We start from the raw sequence: 2,751 nt of genomic DNA on the forward strand, positions 1-2,751 counted from the left end.
TGTCACTGCAATAGTTACCCAATGTTTTTTAACTTTGTGAAGTTTAAAATGTACTTTCTTTTCCATGATAATTCTCCTTTCATTTTAAACTGTCATTTTAAGAAGGAGTATTTATAACTTCATTAACTAATTGGTGTTCCGTTTCCATCCGCATCAAAGTGATAGGTTTGCCCTTTAATAGTAATGTCAATATTTGACAAACGGGCACCTGAGTTGGCATCGTAGTAGTGGATTTTACCATCAACGGTGACTAGTTCACCTTTGGCTTGTTTACCGTTACTGTGGAAGTAGACTGGGACATTGTCAATGGTTTGTTCACCGGTAACTTTATCACCATTGACATCAACGTAGTAGAAATAGTCCTCACAATCGAAGTCTTTGCTTGAAAGTGGGTAGTGACTAATGTCTACTGGTATTGTGTTATCATTGAGACCAAAAATAAAATTATGTGGGTACTTGATAAAAAAGTTATCGACAGGATTACCGTATTTATCTTGAAATTTCCAGTTATAGATATGGACGTAACGGTTTGTTACAAGTGCACCAGTATCCTTATCATAGTAGTGTCCATCAGGAGCAAAACGTCCCTTAACCTGTGCTCCATTAGGGAAGAAGTACATTTTGACATAATCAAGTGTTTGAGGTCCTTTTAGTGGTCGGCCTTCCCTATCAAGGTAATACCAGTCCTTTGCATATAAAATTTCGCCATTTATGGTACTACCAACGGAAGTCAATACTTCTTTAAAAGTATTGGTCACTAGTTCACCAGAATCTTTGTCATAGAATTTACCGTTTTGAGCAACCCTTCCTTTGGTCTGAAAACCCCAAGGATTATCAAAGTATAGTTTTTGACCATTAATTTCAACTTCTCCTGTTGCAGCTGTACCATCTTTTGTAAAATAATACCAAGTTCCAGTTCCATTACGTTCGAAAAAGCGATTTTTCAAGATTTTACCACTATGATCAACATAATAGACCTTATTATTTTCATAGATAAAACGATCTCGTAACATTTCTCCAATGTCATAGTGTTTATACGTATTTTCTGGACGGAAGTAATAGAAATCGCCATTAATTTCCTGAAGCCCAAGAACTATTTGTCCTTTATCATCAAGGTAGTAGGTTGAATCATTTTCATTAACAAAGCCTGCATGGGTTACTTTGCAACCATTGTCTTTATCATAGTAGTACTTAGGCATGTAATAATATTTGGAGATAAACTTCGGATCTCTTACAAATCCTCCTTTAATCTGTTTACCATCATGGGGATCGAACATAACATCTTGTCCATCAATAATGTAGGCCCCTTTTAGTGGGCTACCGTATTTATTAACATAGTACCAATTACCATTAACTTCAACGTAACGATTGGTTACGAGATTTCCTGTATTGATATCGTAGTAACCTTTAAGGTCATTATATATATCTAAATAGGCCCCTTTGACTTGTTGTCCATTATCCCGGAAGAATACTCTTTGTCCCTTAATGATTTGGGAACCGATAAGGTTTTCTCCGCTTGCATTCTTATAATACCAGTTACCCTGTTCATCGCTATAGTAGCCATTAGGGTTTGGAGCATCTTTACCAATTCCATTTTCATCAAAGTTATAAGTCATCCCATTGATCGTTAGGCTTGTATTTACAACACGAGCTCCAGAATCAGGATCATAGTAACGGAGGACCCCATTATCAAGAACAAGTTCTCCTTTAGCTTGACGGCCGTTTGAGTAGAGATAGACGATTTGTCCATTAATAAGGGTTTCCCCATCTTTAGGACGAATAGCATTTCCATCATCACCGTAGTAGTACCATTTATCATGTTCTTTAATTGTTTGTTTTTTGACTAACTGACCGGTTTCTGAGTCAAAATAGTAACGACGGGTAATGTTTGTGGGCGTTCCATATTTATTAGAAGTTGGAAGAGTCTTTCCATCTTCTAGCTCTATGCTGATTCCTTTTTGCATGACACCAGAGTTGATTTCGAAATAATAAAGATTACCATCAATCATACGAGTTCCTGTATATTTAGAACCGTCATTATTGATAAAAAAGGTTCTTCCTTCTTTATCTTGAACGAGACCTTCTTTTCTAACTCTAGCTCCGGTGTTAGGGTCATAATAGTGCATCTTATCAAGATTACCAGAATACTTTTCACTAAAGTCTCCTTTGACTTGAGTTCCGTCATAATCAAAATAAACTTCTTGCCTATCAATGGTTTGTTCCCCCTTGAGAGGAATACCATCCTTGTCAACATAGTACCAGTTTCCCTTATATTCTAGATAACGTTTGGTTTGTAGTTGACCAGTATTATCATCAAAATAACGGTATAGTTTGTAATTTACGATTTGTGGTCCTTTAATTTGTTTTCCGTCCTCCCAGAAGGAGACTCTTACGTTATCAATCGTTTGGTCTCCAGTAAGTTTTTTCCCATTAGCATCTTCATAGTACCAATTCCCCTGTTTATCACTGTAGTAGTGACCGCCAGTGATATTATTTTCAGCAGAGGGAACTTGAGAATTAGGGGTATCAGTATCACTAGTTGTTGGTGACGAATTCTCAGCTGTAACACTTTCACTAGTCGTTGCACTTACCTCAGAATGTGTAGTTTCAGAATTAGCTGCTTCCGAACTAGCTGTGCTTGTGACTTCAGAGCTTGGTTTTTCAGAGACTGTTTCTGTTGAAGCCCCTTCAGAGGTGACCACTGGTGTTTCTGACACAGTGGCAACCTCGCTTGAAGCGGTAGCTGCTGTG

The 2,751-nt window shown here is 37.4% G+C and carries 2 protein-coding genes; both read right to left on the reverse strand.

All coding sequences use genetic code 11. From position 1 onward, the window contains the following. Positions 1 to 66 (reverse strand): KxYKxGKxW signal peptide domain-containing protein (locus HMPREF1517_RS10830; RefSeq protein ID WP_171963543.1); only part of this gene is annotated, 66 nt, incomplete at its 3' end. Between the two features lie 56 nt (positions 67 to 122). Then, positions 123 to 2,751: glucosyl transferase (locus HMPREF1517_RS08505; protein ID WP_037601186.1), on the reverse strand; the 2,629-nt coding region annotated here is incomplete at its 5' end.

Source organism: Streptococcus sp. ACS2 (assembly GCF_000525585.1).
In the GTDB taxonomy this organism is placed as follows: Bacteria; Bacillota; Bacilli; order Lactobacillales; family Streptococcaceae; genus Streptococcus.